The sequence below is a fragment of the Streptomyces sp. PH9007 genome (assembly GCF_059813725.1).
This window is the reverse complement of sequence record NZ_CM187440.1, coordinates 4452530-4470566: the sequence shown is the minus strand read 5'-3', so window position 1 is coordinate 4470566 and position 18037 is coordinate 4452530. Positions and strand designations below refer to the sequence as shown.

Annotated in this window: 14 protein-coding genes and 1 pseudogene; 5 read left to right on the top strand and 10 right to left on the bottom strand. The window is 72.1% G+C overall.

Annotated features, from left to right (window positions below; genetic code table 11):
- Positions 1-2: 2 nt before the first annotated feature.
- The 7 genes from ACTFAP_RS20715 to ACTFAP_RS20685 form a co-directional block, all read right to left on the bottom strand.
- On the bottom strand, positions 3-983 hold the full coding sequence (locus ACTFAP_RS20715; protein WP_030733325.1) for a tetratricopeptide repeat protein: 981 nt from the start codon (positions 981-983) through the stop codon (positions 3-5).
- A 105-nt stretch (positions 984-1088) separates the two neighbouring features.
- Positions 1089-1793 carry an HD-GYP domain-containing protein gene (locus tag ACTFAP_RS20710; protein WP_495681857.1) on the bottom strand — a complete coding sequence of 235 codons (705 nt, stop codon included), beginning with the start codon at positions 1791-1793 and terminating at the stop codon, positions 1089-1091.
- A complete protein-coding gene (locus ACTFAP_RS20705) occupies positions 1790-3079 on the bottom strand; it encodes an HD-GYP domain-containing protein (protein WP_500467079.1) in 1290 nt (429 codons plus the stop codon). Before ACTFAP_RS20705 ends, ACTFAP_RS20710 begins: the two co-directional genes overlap by 4 nt.
- A 215-nt stretch (positions 3080-3294) precedes the next feature.
- Positions 3295-3630 (bottom strand): mycothiol system anti-sigma-R factor, encoded by a 336-nt coding sequence (gene rsrA, locus ACTFAP_RS20700; protein WP_500467078.1) that lies wholly within the window; start codon positions 3628-3630, stop codon positions 3295-3297.
- Positions 3627-4277 (bottom strand): sigma-70 family RNA polymerase sigma factor, encoded by a 651-nt coding sequence (locus ACTFAP_RS20695; protein WP_030733316.1) that lies wholly within the window; start codon positions 4275-4277, stop codon positions 3627-3629. The genes rsrA and ACTFAP_RS20695 overlap by 4 nt, the downstream gene beginning before the upstream one ends.
- A gap of 348 nt (positions 4278-4625) precedes the next feature.
- Positions 4626-5480: an SOS response-associated peptidase gene (locus ACTFAP_RS20690; RefSeq protein WP_400010815.1), complete on the bottom strand. Its 855-nt coding sequence runs from the start codon at positions 5478-5480 to the stop codon at positions 4626-4628.
- A 131-nt stretch (positions 5481-5611) separates the two neighbouring features.
- Positions 5612-7369 (bottom strand): glycoside hydrolase family 6 protein, encoded by a 1758-nt coding sequence (locus tag ACTFAP_RS20685; protein ID WP_500467077.1) that lies wholly within the window; start codon positions 7367-7369, stop codon positions 5612-5614.
- Positions 7370-7616: 247 nt separating this feature from the next.
- Here ACTFAP_RS20685 and ACTFAP_RS20680 point away from each other — a divergent pair, with 247 nt between their 5' ends.
- Positions 7617-8675, top strand: a complete 1059-nt coding sequence (locus tag ACTFAP_RS20680) for an SCO2400 family protein (RefSeq protein ID WP_500467076.1) — start codon at positions 7617-7619, stop codon at positions 8673-8675.
- Positions 8676-8813: 138 nt separating this feature from the next.
- Here ACTFAP_RS20680 and ACTFAP_RS20675 read toward each other — a convergent pair.
- Positions 8814-10781 (bottom strand): annotated as a pseudogene (locus ACTFAP_RS20675) (glycoside hydrolase family 48 protein); the annotation flags it as partial.
- Positions 10782-11398: 617 nt separating this feature from the next.
- Here ACTFAP_RS20675 and ACTFAP_RS20670 point away from each other — a divergent pair.
- A complete protein-coding gene (locus ACTFAP_RS20670; RefSeq protein ID WP_390121537.1) occupies positions 11399-12823 on the top strand; it encodes a glycoside hydrolase family 6 protein in 1425 nt (474 codons plus the stop codon).
- Positions 12824-12914: 91 nt separating this feature from the next.
- On the opposite strand, the gene ACTFAP_RS20665 is transcribed toward ACTFAP_RS20670, so the two are convergent.
- Complete coding sequence (locus ACTFAP_RS20665) at positions 12915-13247, bottom strand: glyoxalase superfamily protein (protein WP_500469518.1); 333 nt, start codon at positions 13245-13247, stop codon at positions 12915-12917.
- Between the two features lie 181 nt (positions 13248-13428).
- Between ACTFAP_RS20665 and ACTFAP_RS20660 the strand changes: the two genes are divergently transcribed.
- Both ACTFAP_RS20660 and ACTFAP_RS20655 read left to right on the top strand, forming a co-directional pair.
- On the top strand, positions 13429-13887 hold the full coding sequence (locus tag ACTFAP_RS20660; RefSeq protein ID WP_500467075.1) for a GNAT family N-acetyltransferase: 459 nt from the start codon (positions 13429-13431) through the stop codon (positions 13885-13887).
- Positions 13888-14048: 161 nt separating this feature from the next.
- A complete protein-coding gene (locus ACTFAP_RS20655) occupies positions 14049-15035 on the top strand; it encodes an NAD(P)/FAD-dependent oxidoreductase (protein ID WP_500467074.1) in 987 nt (328 codons plus the stop codon).
- Between the two features lie 375 nt (positions 15036-15410).
- Here ACTFAP_RS20655 and ACTFAP_RS20650 read toward each other — a convergent pair whose 3' ends face one another.
- Positions 15411-16448, bottom strand: coding sequence for a substrate-binding domain-containing protein (locus ACTFAP_RS20650; protein ID WP_495681849.1), 1038 nt, complete (start codon positions 16446-16448; stop codon positions 15411-15413).
- Between the two features lie 304 nt (positions 16449-16752).
- On the opposite strand from ACTFAP_RS20650, the gene ACTFAP_RS20645 reads away from it, so the two are divergent.
- Complete coding sequence (locus ACTFAP_RS20645) at positions 16753-18021, top strand: extracellular solute-binding protein (RefSeq protein WP_495681848.1); 1269 nt, start codon at positions 16753-16755, stop codon at positions 18019-18021.
- Positions 18022-18037: the final 16 nt, after the last annotated feature.

Here is an 18037-nt window from a genome sequence, read left to right as displayed (position 1 = left end):
CCTCAGCAGACCTCTTCCAGGTCCCGCCATTCCCGGGTGTCCGGGCTGTCCGCGACCCAGCCGTCCAGCAGCCCGCGCACCAGCGGCTCGGGCGCCGCCAGGCCGCACTCGCGCTCCGGAGTCCACAGCCCGTCCGGGGCCACGTGCCCCAGCGGCCCGGGGCTGCCCGGCACGCTGTGGTCGTGCGGGTCGTGCCGCACCGCTCCGTCACCGTCCTCGGTGGGCATCCGGGACTCGGAGCAGGCCCGGCACAGCAGCCGCACCGAGGAGGACCAGTCCTCCGCGGCGTACCCGGCGTCCGCCGCCAGCCGCTCCAGGGCGTCCCGGTCCCGCGCCGAGGCGGCCTCGATCAGCACCACCCAGGTGGGAATCGCCGAGGGCGCCCACAGCTCGATCTCGTCGAAGACCGGGAACACGGCGTCACCGGTGCTGCGCTCCCCGTGCGGGACGCCGTCGTGCAGCACGACCTCGCCCCAGCGCCGCCCGGAGGACGGCAGCGGGATGTTCTGCACCTCGATGCGCGCCGGGTCCAGCCGCCGGCCCCACACCACCTCGGCCTCGCCCTCGGGGGACAGCCGTACGGCCGCCCCGCCCAGGTCCATGCCCAGCGGTTCGTCGGCGACGGTGCCCGCGCCGGGGACGGCGAGCCCGTACGCCTGCCACGCCCGGCGGGCCAGTGGCCAGTCCTGGAGGGCGGTGGCGGCGATGCCGACGTTCCACCAGTCCGGGGCCCCGGTGTCCCGCTCCAGCAGCGCGACGGCCCGCAGCCCGGCGGAGCGCGCCTGCTCCCAGTCGTGCCGGAACTTGTGCAGCAGCGCCAGGTTGAACCAGGACTCGGACAGCCATGGCTCCAGGTCGGCGGCGCGGGTGAGGAGCGCGCCGGCGTCCTCGTAACGGCCGTCGTCGATGAGGGTGAAAGCCCGGTTGGTGGCCAGCCGCCAGTCGGTGGACGGCCGCTGCCGGACCCTGCCGAAGATCCTCACGATGTCCTGCCCGATTCCCGCTTCGTGGTGTGCACGTCGTCGTTCTCCTGTCCGCCCTAGGCCGCATCCAACCATGTACGGGCCAAGGCCTGCTCACAGCATGGGTCAGCCGACCGTCCCGCGCGAGACGATCTGTTGGAGGGCCCGCACGACCTCGGGGTCGTACTCCGTGCCCGTATCGCGTTCCAGCGCGCTCAGGGCCTGCCCCGGGCCGGGGCGGTCCGGGGGGCTCAGGTCGGCGTACGCGTTGGCCGTGCGCACGATGCGGGCCGCCATCGGCTGGTCCCGGTACGGCTCGGCCTGCAGCTCCAGGGTGTGCGCGATGGTCTCGCCCGCCCCGGCCTCGCGGGCCACGCCCGCCCCCAGCGCCGCGATGGCGCGGCGCCGGGCGGCCGGCAGGGCGGTGGTGGCGCCGTCGGGCAGCGGTTCGAAGAGGGAGAGCTGTCCGATGTCATGGAGCAGGGCGGCGTACTCCAGTGCGGTGAGTTCCCGGCCGGGCAGCCGCAGCGCGCGGCCGGTGGCGCGGGCGAGCGCGGCGACGCGCTGGGCGTGGCCGGGCGGGGTGTAGCCGGCGACCTCGGTGGCGAGGGCCAGCGCGGTGACCGTCTGGCGGTAGGTGGCGCGGACCACGGCGTAGCGGCGGAAGACGAGGGTGGTCAGCAGCAGCGGCCCGCAGCAGAACGGGAGCGCCCACCAGTGCAGGTACGCGGTGCCCAGGGCCAGCGCGATGACGCCGCCCGCCACGGCTGCGGCCAGGGCGGTGGCGGCGGGCGGGTCGGCGCGCAGCAGCCGTAACGCGGACCAGTTCATGTGCGCGCGCCCGGCTGCTCGTCGGGTACCTGCCGGTCGGTGCCGGAGCGGCCGGCGGGGATGGTCCGGCTCGTCGCCTCGGGCGCCGGGGGCTCGGTGTACGGCCAGCCGTACCGTTCCAGGGCGGTGCCCAGGGCCGCCACCATCCGCGGGTCGAACTGGGTGCCGGCGCAGCGGCGCAGTTCGGCGAGGGCCTCGGGCACCGGGCGGGCGCGCCGGTAGCTGCGGGTGGAGGTCATGGCGTCGAAGGCGTCGGCGACCGCCACGATCCGGGCGGCCTCGGGGATCCGCGGGCCCGCGAGCCCGGCCGGGTAGCCGCTGCCGTCGTAGCTCTCGTGGTGGTGGAGGGCGGCGTCCACGGCTTCGCCCAGGACGCGGATGCCGCGCACGATCTGGTACCCGTACTCGGGGTGCCGGCGGATCTGGCGCCACTCCTCGTCGCTGAGCGGGCCCTCCTTGCGCAGGGTGCGGGTGGGCACGGCGAGTTTGCCGATGTCGTGGAGGGCGCCCGCGGTGCGCAGGGCGTGGACACGCTCCGTGTCCACGCCGAGTTCGCGGGCGATGAGGGCGGCGGCGTGGCCGACGCGTTCGCTGTGGCCGCGGGTGTAGCGGTCCTTGAGGTCGACGGCCTGGACGAGCGCGGCGACGGTGGCGCGGTGCGCGGCGTCCAGCTGCCGGGAGCGGGCCATGATCCAGCAGCAGATGTAGCCGGGGGCCAGGACGGGGAGCGCGCCGAGCAGACCCGGCCCGGGGACGGCGTGCCACAGGGTGGCGGCGAGCAGTCCGAGCAGACCGTAGGGCAGGTGCCCGAGCAGGACGGCGGCGGCGCTGCGGCTGCCGCCCAGCGCCCGGTCGGCGGCGGCGCAGGTGAGCACGGCGATGAGGGCGGGCAGCAGCGTGATGGTCAGCGGCGCGGCGGCGGGCTGGGCGTGCCCGGGGTCGGCGCCGGTGGCGGGCAGCGCGTCGCCGAGCAGCCCCTCGGTGAGCAGCCGGAAGCAGTACGCGGCGGCCGCGGCGGTGACCATGAGGCGGATGGCGTGCCGGGTCCTGCCCTCGGCGGGGCGGTGGCCGAGCAGGGCGCCGGGCAGTGGGGCGAGCGCGGCCAGGCCGGGGGGCAGCAGGAACACGCCGGTGAACAGCAGTGCCCCGTAGGCGCCGGTCTCCCGTGGTACGCGGTGGCCCAGGAAGCGGCAGCGGGGCAGGTAGGCGCACAGGGCGCCGAGCAGGGCGAGCGGAAGGAACTGGGTCCACGGCAGGGCCGCGACGGCCTCCCCGAATTCCCGCATGGTGGTCCTCCTCCCCTGGGTGTCCCGGGGAGGATAGAGCGCGCGCCGGAGGACGCGGGGGGAGTTTGCGGGTCAGTCCTGGCAGAACGCCGCCATACTCACCCGATCGAGTGAAAGGGGGGTGAAGGAAGTGAAAGTAGGGCGGAGGGCGCGAGGGACGCGCCCCCGGGGTTCCCGGGGTGCCTGCGCCGCGCGGGCCGCACGGCGCGAGCGCGTCAGTCCGCGGTCGTCGCCGGCGGTGCGGCGGCCCCACCCGGCTGCGCCGTACCCGCGACCGAACCCGCGGCGCCCGTGCCCGTGCCCCTGATCAGATCGATCCGGTCCAGCACCTTGGCCCGCAGGTCGGCGGGTACCTCGTCCTGGCCGCAGCAGCGCTTGACGAGCTTCTTCACCGACTCCTCGAGGCCGTACTCGGCCAGGCACGGCCGGCACTCCTCGATGTGCTCCTGGAACTTCGCGGAGTCGACGTCGGGCATCTCCTTGTCGAGATACTCGTACAGATGGCCCAGGACCTCCGAACAGTCCGTGGGGCGCGACGGGTCGCCACTCATGAGCCTGAGCCTTCCTGTGCCCCGCCCGTGCCGGCCGGGACGAGGCCACGCTCACGGGCGTAATCACTGAGCATGTCGCGCAGCTGCCGACGGCCGCGGTGCAGCCGGGACATCACCGTGCCGATGGGGGTACCCATGATGTCGGCGATCTCCTTGTAGGCAAAGCCCTCGACATCCGCGAGATAGACGGCGATGCGGAATTCCTCCGGGATCGCCTGGAGTGCCTGCTTCACATCGGAGTCGGGCAGGTGATCCAGCGCCTGCGACTCGGCCGAGCGCAGCCCGGTCGACATGTGCGACTCCGCCCGCGCCAGCTGCCAGTCCTCGATGTCCTCGGCGGCGCTGCGCTGCGGTTCCCGCTGCTTCTTGCGGTACGAGTTGATGAAGGTGTTGGTGAGGATGCGGTACATCCACGCCTTGAGGTTGGTGCCCTCACGGAACTGGTGGAACGAGCCGTACGCCTTCGCGTAGGTCTCCTGCACCAGGTCCTCGGCATCGGCGGGGTTGCGCGTCATGCGCAGCGCGGCCGAGTACATCTGGTCGAGGAAGCCCAGGGCGTCCCGCTCGAAGCGCGCGTTGCGCTCGGCGTCCGTCTCCCGCGCGGCCTCGTCCCGCGACGAATCGTCCGTACCGGTGACCTGACCCACCTCCTCCTTCCGAAAGGCGACGAACCCGGGCATGGGCCCGTCCGTTTCGGAGGATAGACGACGGATGGGCCCGTCCGCCGGTCGGGAGGACCGGTCGGAGGCCAGTGCCAGCGTCGCCCAGTCCACCTCGGCGGCGGCCGGCCGCCGCGGTCGGGTCGGGCAGCTGATGGATCCCATGGGGGACGTCTCCGCTCTCTCGTCTGCCGTGCGTGCTGTACAGCCCGTACGCATGGCACAACACGGCGGGTGCGCGCCGCATTCCTGGGCGCCGCGGTGATCACTGCCGCTGTGAGCACGCTCACGCGGGCGGAGCGGCCCGTGCGGGGCCCGGCGCCCGCGCGCCCCGGCTCAGAAGAGCGTCTCCTCCTCGGGGGCCGGCAGCGCGGCGACCAGCTCGGGGCCGTTGTTCCGTACATTGCTGACGTCCGTGGTGACCGGGTACGCGCGCACCGTGCCCGGCGGGGGCGGCGCCAGCAGCTCCCGGATGTCCTCGGGGTCGGTGCGGGAGGGGTCCAGCCAGGCGTCCCAGCGGTCGGGCAGCAGCATGAGCGGCATCCGGGGGTGGATGTCGGCCAGCGACCTGGGGCCCTTGGCGGCGGCGCCCACCGCAGGACCGGCGGGCTGCGGCTCCCCCTGCGGCGCGTCCGCCAGCGGGGTGTCCTCCGCGTCGGTGGTGAGCACGGTGCACGTCACCCACCAGGCGCGCGGATGGTCCTCGGGAAGGGTGCTGTCGCGCCAGAACTCGTACAGTCCGGCCAGCGCCATCACCGAGCCGTCGGCCGGGGTGACGAAGTACGGCTGCTTGCGCTGCCGCTTGCGTTTGCCCTTCTCCTCCTCGGCGCGCTCCTCACCGCCGGTGGCCCATTCGTAGTAGCCGTCGGCGGGGAGCAGGCAGCGGCGGGCGGCGAAGGCCCGGCGGTAGGAGGCGCGCTCGTGGACGGTCTCCGAGCGGGCGTTGATCATCTTGGCGGCGGACTCGGGGGACTTGGCCCAGGAGGGCACCAGGCCCCAGCGCAGCACCCGCAGCTGGCGCACCGGCTCGGGGCCGCCGCCCTTGAGGGGGCGGTCGAGGACCGCGTACACCTCTTTGGTGGGGGCCACGTTCCAGTCGGCGGGCAGCGCCTCGGACGGCTCCCAGCGCTCGATGTCGAAGATCGTCGCGAGATCCTCCGGGCTTCTGCTGGCCGCGTACCGTCCACACATGTGATCAAGCGTAGTGCGCCGGGGCCCGTACGGTGACGGGCCCCGGCGCATCGTGATACGGCGGTCGGAGCGGACCGGTACCGGGCGGTCCCGGCCCGGTCAGACCGGGTCGGGCCGCGTCACGGGATCGGTCACAGGGGCGGGTAGGCGTTGGCCATCAGCTCCTGGAACTGGGCGGAGAACCAGTGTCCGGAGACCGGTGCGTTCGGCAGGGCACCGGACATGTTGTTGTTGTTGCGCGGGTTGCCCTCGTAGGTCGGGTCGCACATGCGGTCGAAGCCCTTGCCCTCGTCGTTCGGGATCTCCGAGCTCGAACCGTCCGACTCACCCGGCGGCTTCATCCACACGTACGCGTCGATCCCGGTGGCGGGAGCGGCGGTCGGGCGCTCGCCCAGGCCGGCGCCGGCCTGGTTGCACCAGTTGCCCTGGTGGATACGGCCATCCACGCGGCTGCCCTCGACGAAGGCGTCCAGGCTGGTGCGCGGACCGGGGCCGGAGGGCCGGTCGGAGCCGCCCCAGCCGCTGCGGGAGGTGTCGATCAGCATCCCGATACCCGAGTCGAAGCCCTGCCGCACCAGCTCGGCGCGGAAGCCCTGGGCAAAGCTCTGGTTGTCGACGTAACGGTTCCAGTCGACCCACTTCGACTCACGGACCGAGGCGCCGTTCACGGAGTCACTTATGGAGTAGTACGGCTCGACCGCCGGCCCGAAGTTGGCCGTGTTCACGATGAAGCCGTGGACATCGTCGACAGAGGCACCAGCGGTGGTGGCGGCCGTCTTGAACAGCTCGGCCGACGCGGTGAAGTTGTCGTCCCAGCCGATCCAGCCGTAGTGCCCGGCGTCGACGTAGTTGTAGACGTTCGGGATGGCACCGAGCTTGCCCAGCGCGTACCCCACGCCCTCGACATAGTTGCCGTTCGCCTTCATCACGTCGCACTCGGGAGTGGCCGTGGGCCGCGGAGTGACGTTGGTGACGAGGTTGGGCAGCGAGTCGATCTCGATCGTCGTCACGATCCGCAGATCCGCATAGGCGGGATCAGCGAGGATGGCAGCGATCGGATCGATGAACTCGGACTTGTACCGGTCGATCTCGGTCGCACCCAGCTCACCGTTGGACGCCAGAGCCGAACAGTCACGGCCCGGCAGGTTGTAGACAACAACCTGGAAGACGAACTCGCTGTGGCTGCGGGCCTGGACCACGGCGGCGTCGAGATGGTCGCGCAGACCCATCGTGCGGCCGGCGCCCTGACCCGTGCCGTTGATGGCGGCGGTCCGGTCCAGCCACACACCGGTCGGCTGGTTGGCGATCCGGCTGCCACCCGGTTCGGCGGCGGCATTCGCCGACCACTCCGGGTTCACATAGACACCGGCGCCCACGTACGGGTTGTCGACGCGGTCACCGGGCGGGTTGCCCGGCTCACCGGGCTCGCCCGGCTCACCCGGGTCCTCGCCGCAGGTGACGCCGTTGACCGCGAAGCTGGTGGGCGCCGCGTTGGAGCCGCTGTAGGTGAACTGCGCGCCGGTGCTGACACTGCCGCCGTTGGCGGCGATGCCGGCGTTGTGGGCGGCGTTGCGGACGGTGATGTTGCGTCCGGACTGCGACCACTGGCCGTTCCAGCCCCCGCTGAGGGTCTGGTTGCCGGCGTAGGCATAGCTGAGGGTCCAGCCGTTGACGGCCGTGGTCCCGGAGTTGGTGATGGTGACATCGGCGGTGAAGCCCGAGCCCCAGTCATTGGTGCGGTAGTCGACGGAGCAGCCCACGGCGGCGGCGGAGGCCGTGCCCTGGAGCATGCCGCCGGTGCCCAGCGCCGTGGCGATCAGCGCCCCTGCTGCCAGCAGGGCACGGCCGCGTCTGCGCCGGCGGGGAAGTGGGGGGGTGCTGCGGCTCATCGGAGTCCCTTCGTCCTTGAAAGGTCCACACCCCGCGGCCGGTGGCCCGGAGTGCGGTGCGATGCGATGCGGTGCATGGAAGCGCTCCCACTAGCTGAGGGGAAGGTAGCGCCTCCGCCCCCGGTCCGCCAGATGTCTGTTCAGAAATTGTGGCCATGAAGTCACCAGAAGGTCACGTACTGCACGGAAATCACCGGACGGTCATGACCTCACGTCCAAGGTCTTGACACATACGCGTCATGGGCACATGGTTGGGAGCGCTCCCACTAGCCATGGAGCTCGCACCACTTTGCTCCCCCACAGAACCGCCCGTACCGCCCGGCACGTCCACGTCGCTAAGGTGTCTCGCGCACCACCCACCCCCTCTCGCACGAAGCCGGGTAAGCCCGTGGACTACTGCATAACCTGCCGTCGGCATCTCAACGGAGCTTTGACATGTCCAGGATGTGGCGAAGTGACCTCCCGGCAGCAGCCGCACCAGGACCCTCCCGCGTCACCGATGGCGGTCGACGGACACGGCAGTGACCACGCCACGCCTGGCCGGCACTCCGGCACGGCCTCCGGCTCCGGCTCGCAGGACCGGCGCATTCCGCAGGACGGCCACGACGGGGGCGGCGACCCGGAACGCCCCGAACACCCGGACGACTCCCCCGCCACGCCCCCCGCCGGCGGTCGGCGCGCCGAGCGGCGCGGCAAACGCCACGCCTCACGTCCCCGCAAGGGGCGCCGCTACGTGCTCGGCGCCGTCCTGGGCATCGTCGCCGTCGGGGTGCTGGTCGCCGAGGTCGGCGAGGTACGACTGCCCCTGCAGCGCGAACAGCCGGCCGACTCCGACCGCGTCACGGACGCGGCCTCCGAGTCCTCGGGAGCGGAGGAGGACGGGGAGAGCACGGACGACGCCTCCGGGGGCGGCGACACGGCGGCAGGACCGAGCGGCGACGCCACCGCCACCGCGGGCGAAAGCGGCTCCCCGACGGACGGGGACGACGGCGAGGCCGCGGGCCGGGACGAGGACGATCCGGACGCGGACGAGGACGCGCGGGACGGTGCCGAGGAGAGCGCGGGTGAGTCCCCGCCCCCGGACGCCTCCAGCTCGGGCCGGGTGAGCCCTCCCCCCAGTGATACCGGTGCCCCGACCGAGGGAGCCTCCCCCGATCCGACCGAGACCGCGCCGGGCGAGGAGGAACCCTCCTCCCCGCCGCCGCCGGACGACAGCTCCGGCGGTGGTGACGGCGACGGGGACGACGACGGAGACGACGGCAACAACGGGGGCGGCGGCAGCTGCTGGCTGTGGTGGTGCTCCTGACTCCGGGCCCTGCCCCGGGCCCGGGCCACCGCACGGCGCCCCGCCCGCACACGCCGGAAGCCCCGGCCGGCGCTGTGGCGCCGACCGGGGCTCCGGGCGTGGGTGCGTGGGTGGGGTCTCCCGTGGTGATCCTGCCCGCTACGCGCCGTCCCCGAACAGTTCGGAGTACGTGGCCATCGCGATGGCGATGTCCGCCTGCGCCCAGAAGCGGTGGTACTCGAAGGTCGGCGCGGGGCCCCCGTCCAGGTGGGCCTGCACCTTCCCCCAGTCCGGGTCGTCCTGGTAGAAGGACCGGATCGACTCGAAGGTGGCACCGGACTCGATGACGTCCCCGTTCGGCATCTCGCCGCTCCAGCCGGACGGAAGGTACACCGGGTCGTCGAAGCGCGAGAAGTCCCCGCGCTCCTCGGGCACCGCGATGCCCAGACCGTCAGAGTTCTCCCACAGCGCGTCCAGCAGCCCGGCCGCCGCGTCCCGCGCGGCCGTGTCACCGCTGGCCGCGGCGTAGTACGACAGGGCGTTGGCCAGCGAACCGGTCACCCCGACGTCCTGGGTGTACTCGGTGACCGTCACATGCAGCCCGGAGTTGCTGCCCGGGTTGGAGGGGTTCCAGGTGTCGGGGCTGCCCGACCACGACAGGGTGGACGGGATCTGGAAGTCCCCGCCGCTGCCGATGGTCACGTGGTCCAGCACCCAGTCGACCCACTTGTCGAGCACCTCGCCCGCCATCGTGTCACCGGACTCGTGGTAGTACTCGGCGAGCCGCTGCATCGACCAGGCCTGCATACCGAACCACTGGTTCGACGGCGGGTCCCGGTAGACGGGCGCCTCGTCGTAGAACAGCCCGTAGAAGGTGGGGGTGCCGGCCGGCGGGGTGGCGTAGGAGCCCTCCCAGCTGTTGGTGGCACCGCCCGCGATGCCGCCCTCGGCCGACTGGAGCCAGCGGTAGAACTCCACCATCCGGTCCAGCGACTGTCCCCAGTCCTGCCCGGCGCTCGGGGAGTTGGGGATGAGCGCGGAGTCGGTGCTCAGCGCGTAGGCGGCCAGCGGGTTCTGGTAGCCGAAGTGGGAGTGGCTGCTGCCGATGCGGTACGCCCAGCCCGCGTTGGGGTCCAGCGCGCCGCCCCAGCTGTAGTACCAGGACATCAGGTAGTGGGCGCTATTCTTACCGCTGCCCGCCGGGCAGGAGGTGGCGCCGACGCAGTTGCCCGCCTGCTTGAAGTACTTGTCGTACATCGAGTAGCGCAGGTAGTCGCCCATCTTGGACGCCTTGTCGACCGTGCCCGCCACGGCCGAGGCGTTGCCCTGCTCGGCGGCCCACTGGTTGGCCCAGTACGCGGCCTGCACGGCACGGGCGTCGGCGTCAGGCGCGTTGGTGTAGCGCCACTGCTCCGCGTACCCCTGGTCCCCGATGAACAGATCGAGGTAGCCGTTGTCCCCGCCGTAGGTGAAGTCCTCGCAGGAGGGGTGGGGCACGGTTTCCCACACCGACTCCTGCGAGCCGCGCTGGAAGGTGTTGATGAAGGACGGCCCCTCGGTCTCCGGGCCGCCACCGCAGGGATTACCGGGGCTGTTGCCGAACCCGTAGACGTTGTCGACGTCCTGGAGCCAGTGCATCCCGTAGATGTCGGCGGTGCCGTACGTGTTGGTCAGCTCGCCGGCGATCGGGTCCTGGCCCACGGACACGCCCTGGTCCAGGGGGGACGGGTACGCCGAGGGGTCGGTGTGCTCCGCGGCGTACGTGGCCGGGCTCGACGCGTTGTAGAAGCTGTTCGTCGGCTGGTCGACGGAGCCGGGGATCATGTACTGCTCCATCAGCTCCCAGGCGTCGTTGAACGGCGCCCAGTCGCCGGTGACCTTGCCGTACTGCGCCTCCAGCCAGATCAGGTACGAGTACGCCTCGGAGGTCGTCTCGTGCCCGTGGTCCGGAGCCTCGACGATCAGCGTCTCCACGGAGTGGTACGGGATCCCCTCCGGTGAGAAGTACCCGTTCGCGGGGTCCTTGATCGTGGCGTAGAGGTCGAGGAACTGGCTCTCGAAGCGCAGCGCGCCGGGGCCGTCCGCGAGCGGGACGGGCGCGGCGCTGCTCTGCGCGGCGGTGGCGGTCAGCCCCAGGGGAAGGGACAGCGCCACCAGGCCGGCCATCCACAGCCGGCGGGTTCTGCGCGCGGCGCGCGGCGGGTGGGGGTCTTGTGGTCTCGCTCTGGTCGGGGTCCCGATGGGTGATCCGGTCCGGATACGCATCGTGCCTCCTCGCGGCTCAGTGGGGGGTGAGAGGCCGTGCTGTTCGTGCTGAGGTGCTTGATGAACCAAACCAGTGGGAGCGCTCCCAAGGATTCTGTCTACGAGGTGTGCACGTCAACCCCCTGGAGTACCGCCTCTGACGGTTATTTCTCGAACGCCCCCTTGGCGAATGGGGGTTTCGTGGCCTACGGTCCCTTCAACCAGTGGGAGCGGTTCCAAGCCGATGGGCGCCCTGGACGACGCGTCACGAGGCAGCGGACACCGTTCCGTACCCCCCACCTCACCCCCACTACCCCACACCCCCCACAACCCACCCGCCGCACCCGTCACGCCCACACCGGCCCCGCGCACCGCGGGACCACCGGCGGCGGGCCGGCCACCGGGCACGACCCTCGCGGTCGCGCCCCCGCCGAACCGGCACAGGCACAGGCACACCTTTCAGCAGAACACTCCAACCCCCACAACGGAGGAAGACTGCGATGAGCCGCACCATGAACCCCCCGCACGAGCATCCCCCGCACCGCCGTGACCGCCGCGGACGCCGGATCGCCCTGGCGACGGGCGCCCTTCTCGGCGCCGGCGCACTGACCGTCGGCACCCTGGGCGCCGCCTCGGCCAACGAGGACCCCAGCACGCTGGACCGGGTCGACAATCCCTATGTCGGCGCCGATGTCTATGTGAACCCGGAGTGGTCGGCGAATGCCGCCGCCGAACCGGGTGGCAGCCAGATCGCGGACCAGCCGACCGGTGTGTGGCTGGACCGGACCGCCGCGATCGAGGGCGACGGCCAGGGCGCCGGCCGCACGATGGGTCTGCGCGACCACCTCGATACGGCGGTGGAGCAGGCGGCCGGGAGCGACGCGTTCGTCTTCCAGGTCGTCGTCTACAACCTGCCGGGCCGTGACTGTTCCGCTCTCGCCTCCAACGGTGAGCTGGGTCCGACCGAGATCGACCGGTACAAGTCCGAGTTCATCGACCCGATCGCGGAGATCCTCGCCGACCCCGCCTACGCGGATCTGCGGATCGTGACGACGATCGAGATCGACTCGCTGCCCAACCTCATCACCAACGTCACCCCGCGGCCCACGGCCACCCCCGAGTGCGACGTGATGAAGGCCAACGGCAACTACGTCGAGGGCGTGGCCTATGCCCTTGACCAGCTCGGTGCCATCCCGAACGTCTACAACTACATCGACGCCGGGCACTACGGCTGGATCGGCTGGGACGACAACTTCACCGCCTCCGCCGAGCTGTTCAAGACGGCCGCCACCACCGGCGGCGCCACCGTCGACGATGTCCACGGCTTCATCGTCAACACGGCCAACTTCGGGCCGGCGGTCGAGCCGTACTACTCCATCGACGACTCCATCAACGGCACCTCCGTCCGTGAGTCGAAGTGGGTCGACTGGAACCGCTACGTCGACAACCAGGGCTTCGCCCAGGCCTTCCGCACCGAACTGGTCAGCCTCGGCTTCAACTCGGACATCGGGATGCTGATCGACACCTCCCGCAGCGGCTGGGGCGGCGCCGACCGGCCCAGCGGTGAAGGACCGCGCAGCAGCGTGGACGAGTTCGTCGAGGGAAGCCGCGTCGATGGCCGCATCCACCAGGGCAACTGGTGCAACCAGGCCGGCGCCGGCCTCGGCGAGCGCCCGACCGCCGCTCCCGCCACCGGGATCGACGCCTACGTGTGGATGAAGCCCCCGGGCGAGTCCGACGGTTCGAGCACCGAGATCCCGAACGACGAGGGCAAGGGCTTCGACCGCATGTGCGACCCGACCTACGAGGGCAACCCCCGCAACAACAACAACATGTCCGGCGCCCTCGCTGACGCCCCCGTCTCCGGGCACTGGTTCTCCGCCCAGTTCCAGGAGCTGCTGGCGAACGCCTACCCGCCCCTGTGATCTGATCGCACCCCGCACCACCGGTGTCACCCCCTCCTGAACGCACCCGCCCCCGGCGCCCCCTGCGGCCCGGGGGCGGGTTGCTGCCCGCCTATCCGGGCGGCGCACCGACCCGCACACGATTCCCGTCCGGATCGGTCAGCTCCATCTCGCGCCCCCACGGCTGTTCCGAGACATCGACCCCGAACTCGGCGGCCACGGCGTCGATGTCCCGCAGCCGCAGATGCACGAGCCCGCCGGGCGGGGCGTCACCGGTGTGCTCGGACAGAAACACCTTCACCCGCCCGCGCGCCACCTCCACGAAGGGCGGAAACCCCGGCTCGAACCGGTGCTCCCACACCTTGGCGAAGCCCAGCCGCCCCCACCACCGGACCGCGACACCGGCATCGGCCACCCTCAGCACCGGCACGATCTCTTCCGCCATCTCCTCCATGCCCCCGATGGTGGCACCGGCCACTGACAATCCGTGACGAACGGTCCCGGCACACCTCCATGGAGCGGGGCCGGTGCCGGGCACGGCTCCCGTACGGGTTCCTCCAACGGGTGCGGCACCCGCCCCGGAGCCGGCCCGCCGGTCTGTCAGTGTCTCCGCGTAGGTTCCTGGCATGACGTCATCACTGCGGGTGGAAAAGGTCGGCCCCCACAATGTCGACGCGGCGTGCGACCTCGTGGTGCGCCCCGAGCAGGAGGGCGTGGTCGCGCCGGTCGCCAGGTCGCTGGCCGACGCGTATGCCCACGGCGACAGCGCCTGGCCCCGGCTGGTCTTCGACGGCGACCGGCTCGTGGGCTTCGTCATGGGCGGTTTCGACCCGGCCCACCCGGTGGACGCCTTCCGGTGCGGCATCTGGCGGCTGAACATCGCGGCGGATCAGCAGGGCCGGGGGTACGGCCGCTTCGCGGTGGAGGCCGTGTGCGCGGAGGCCCGCCGCCGGGGAGAGCGCCGGGTCACGGTGCTGTGGGTTCCGCACGCGCACGGACCGGAGGACTTCTACCTGCGGCTGGGCTTCCGTCCGACCGGTGAGAAGATCCACGGGCAGGTGCTCGGCGCACTCATGCTGGAGTAGCGGCACCGGTTCCCGGCCCGCGCGCCCCTTGGACCGGGCCCGCACACCGCCCGCTTGCGTTCATTTCTTGAACAGTGACCCCACCGCTCGTCCCGGAAATGGCAACGGAAGTTGTCGGCGGTGCATCGCGCTTCGCATGCTCGGTCGCGGAGGTGGTCACGATGACCGACGAGGCGTACGACGCGCTGATCATGGGGGGCGGTGCGGCCGGGCTCAGCGCCGCGCTGGTGCTGGGGCGGGCCCGCCGACGGGTGGCCGTGGTGGACGGCGGGGCACCCCGCAATGCCCCGGCTGCCCACATGCACGGCTTTCTGTCCCGGGACGGCCTGCCCCCGGGTGAGCTCCTGGCGATCGGCCGGACCGAGGTCGCCGGGTACGGCGTGGAGCTGATCGATGCCCTGGTGGAGGACGTGCGGGCCGCGGGTGACGGGTTCGCGGTGCGGCTCGGGGACGGGCGGCGGCTCACCGCTCGCCGGCTGATCCTGGCGACCGGGCTGCGCGACGAACTGCCCGGCATCCCCGGTGTGCGGGAGCGCTGGGGCAAGGAGGTGGCGGCCTGCCCGTACTGCCACGGGTACGAGGTCAGGGACCGCCCGATCGGCGTCATCGGCAGCGTGCACCTGGCGCTGCTGCTCGGTCAGTGGTCGGGCGACATCGCCTACTTCCCGCACGACGTGCCCGTTTCGCCCGAGGAGCGGGAGCAGTTGGAGGCGCGCGGGGTCCGGATCGTGACGGGCCGGGTCAACCGGCTGGCCGTCGAGGACGACCGGCTGCGCGGGGTGGAGGTGGACGGCAGAGGTTCGGTGCTGCGGGAGGCCGTGTTCGTGATGCCGGCGTTCGTTCCCCGGGACGAGATCCTGGCCGCGCTCGGCGCGCGGCGGCAGCCGAACGGCTTCATGGCGGTCGACGCGAACGGCCGCACCGACGTGCCGGGGGTGTGGGCGGCGGGCAATGTCGTCGACCCGCGCGCCCAGGTCATCACGGCCGCCGGGCAGGGCTCGGTGGCGGCGGCGCAGGTCAACGCCGATCTGCTCGCGGAGGATGTCACCGCGGCCGTGGCCTCCCGGCGCGCCGCCTCAGCCCTGTCCGGGGCGGGCGAACGCGCGGCCCACGCGGCACGCCACCGCGCCGCCGATCCGCTCGGGTAGCCCGCCGGGGGTCGCGCAGGTGGTACGGCCGGGCCCGGGCCGGCGCCGTACGACCCGGGCCGCCCGAGGGTGCCCAGCCGGGCACCCCCGGGCGGTGGGCGCGGCCAACCGGGCAGCCGGGGAAGGCAGAAGCGGGCTTCCCCCCACGCCGCGGGGGGCGACCCGACTCACCAAGGTCGGGCACCCATGGTGCAAGGGGAATGACGCCCCCGGCCCCGTTGCCCCGCGTACGGTCCGGCCGCCGAGCCTGTCCGCGCGGCCATGACGGCACACCACGCGGTGCCCGCGAGGGCCACCGGCCGCTGCCCGCACCGCTCACACGAACGGTCATCCGGCCACCATGGGACGCCCCATACGGGCATCCGCCCACGCCCCCTAGGAGGACGAGCGGCGCACCAGCTCGGTCGGCAGGACCGTGCGCGGCCGCTCCAGGCCGCCGTCCGTGATCTCCGCGAGCAGCGCCCGCGTCATCGCCCGCCCCATGCCCTCCATCGGCTGCCGGACACTGGTCAGCGGCGGGTCCATGTGCCGCGCCATGGAGGAGTCGTCGAACCCGACGAGGGCGACGTCCCCCGGCACCGTACGGCCCATCTCCCGCAGCGCCCGGCGGGCACCGATCGCCATCAGGTCGGAGGCGCAGAACACCGCGTCCAGGCCGGGGCGGCGGCGCAGCAGCGCGCGCATCGCCGCGTGCCCGCTCTCCTCGGTGAAGTCGCCGTGCGCGATCAGCTCGTCGTCGGCCTCGCGCCCGGCCGCCCGCAGCGCCTCCTGGTAGCCGGCCAGCCGGCACTGGGCCGCGTACATGTCCAGCGGTCCGGTGATGGTGGCGACCGTGCCCCGGCCGCGCCCCAGCAGGTGTTCGACGGCGAGCTGGGAGCCGCCGAGGTTGTCGCAGTCGACGTGCGGGAAGGACTCCTGGGCCGAGCGGCGGCCGTTCATGACCGCGGGCATACCGATCTCGGTGAGCAGGTCGGGCAGGGGGTCATCGCCGTGCACGGAGACCAGCAGGACGCCGTCCACCCGGCGGCTGGAGGCGTACTGGCCGAAGCGCTGGCGTTCCTTCGGGGTGCGGATCAGGGTGAGCAGCAGCTGGATGTCGGTGTCGGCGAGTTCGGCGGTGACGCCGCGGATGATGCCGGAGAAGTACGGCTCGGCGAACAGCCGGGCCTCGGCCTCGGGGATGACGAGCGCGATGGCGTCGGCGCGGTTGGCGGCGAGGGCACGGGCCGCGCGGTGGGGCACGTAGCCCAGGTCGGCGATCGCCGCCTCCACCGTGGCGCGGGTGCGGTCGCTCACCCGTGGGGAGCCGTTGATCACGCGGGACACCGTGCCCCGGCCGACGCCCGCGCGGGCGGCGACCTGTTCCAGGGTCGGTCTGCCGTCGCGGCCACTGCCGCGTCCTGTACGAACCATCGCTTTTCCTCCCGTTCGCCCGCCCCGTTCCAACTACATCACGGAAACCGAGTCGTCGTGTCCGATGCCTTGACACCCGCCAAGGGCTCGGGGAGCCTTCAACCCATCACAACTGGGAGCGCTCCCACACATCAGAAACCCTACAGACCCCGTACGTTCCGAACCCAGGCCCCACCCCCACACACGCGCGCCGCACCACCCCGGCCGGGAAGGCAACGTCAGTGCGCCAGGAGGACGACCCGCTATGCGCAACACACCCGAAGTCCAAGTGTCATACCGCCGGCGCGGCCGGACGGCCAGAGCGATGGCGATCGGCCTGACCGCCACCCTCGCGACCGGCCTGCTCGGCGCGTGTTCGAGCAGTGGCGACGATGGTGACGACGGCCAGGTCACACTGACCGTGGGCGTCTTCGGACAGTTCGGATACGAGGAGGCCGGCCTGTACGACGAGTACATGGAGGCCAACCCCCACATCAAGATCCAGCAGGACTCGATCACCGAGAACAAGGACTACATAGCCCAGCTGCTCACCCGCCTCTCGCAGGGCAGCGGACTGGCCGACATCCAGGCCATCGAGGTCGCCAACATCGCCGACATGGCGGGCGACCTGAACACCCGCTGGGTGGACTTCAACGAGTACGAGGACGTCGACACCGGCCACTTCGCCCCGTGGAAGCTGGTGCAGTCCACCAGTGCGGACGGCCGTCTCATCGGGCTCGGCACCGACATCGGCCCCACCGCCATCTGCTACCGCAAGGACCTCCTGGAGGAGGCCGGGCTGCCCACCGACCGGGACGAACTCGGCGCGCTGTGGGCCGGCGACTGGACCGCCTACGTCGAGGCCGGTGAGCAGTTCCAGGAGAACGCCCCCGACGGCGTCTCCTGGGTGGACTCCCCCGGCGGCGTGTACAACGGCGTCGTCTCCAGCTACGAGGAGCGCTACTACGACGGCTCGGGCGAACTGGTCTACGAGACCAGCGAAGCCGTCCAGGCCGCCTGGGAGCTGGGGGTGCGCACCGAGGAGAGCGGTCTGAGCACGCGCCAGAAGCAGTTCACCCCCGAGTGGGAACGCGCCATGGCCAACGGCGACTTCGCCACCATCTCCTGCCCCGCCTGGATGCTCGGCTACATCCAGGAGAAGGCCGGGGACGCCGCCGAGGGCCTGTGGGACGCGGCGCCCGCGCCCGTACCGTCCAACTGGGGCGGCGCCTTCGTCGGCGTGCCCGAGGCGGGCAAGAACCACGAAGAGGCCGTCAAGCTCGCCGCCTGGCTGACCGCCCCGGAGCAGCAGGCCAAGCTCTTCACCGAGCGCGGCAGCTTCCCCTCCTCCCTGGAGGCGCAGAGCACGCCCGAGGTCCAGGACGCCACGCACCCCTACTTCGAGGGGATGCCGATGGGAGAGATCTTCTCCGGCGCCGCCGCGGAGATCCCGCCCACCATCATCGGTCCGCGTGACCAGCTGATCCAGGAGGCCTTCGCCGACGGTCTGCTCCAGATCGCGCAGCAGGGCGAGTCGCCGGACGCCGCGTGGAGCAACACCCTCAGCAGGATCCAGAACGCCCTCGACGAGTAATCGGAACAGGTGCGGA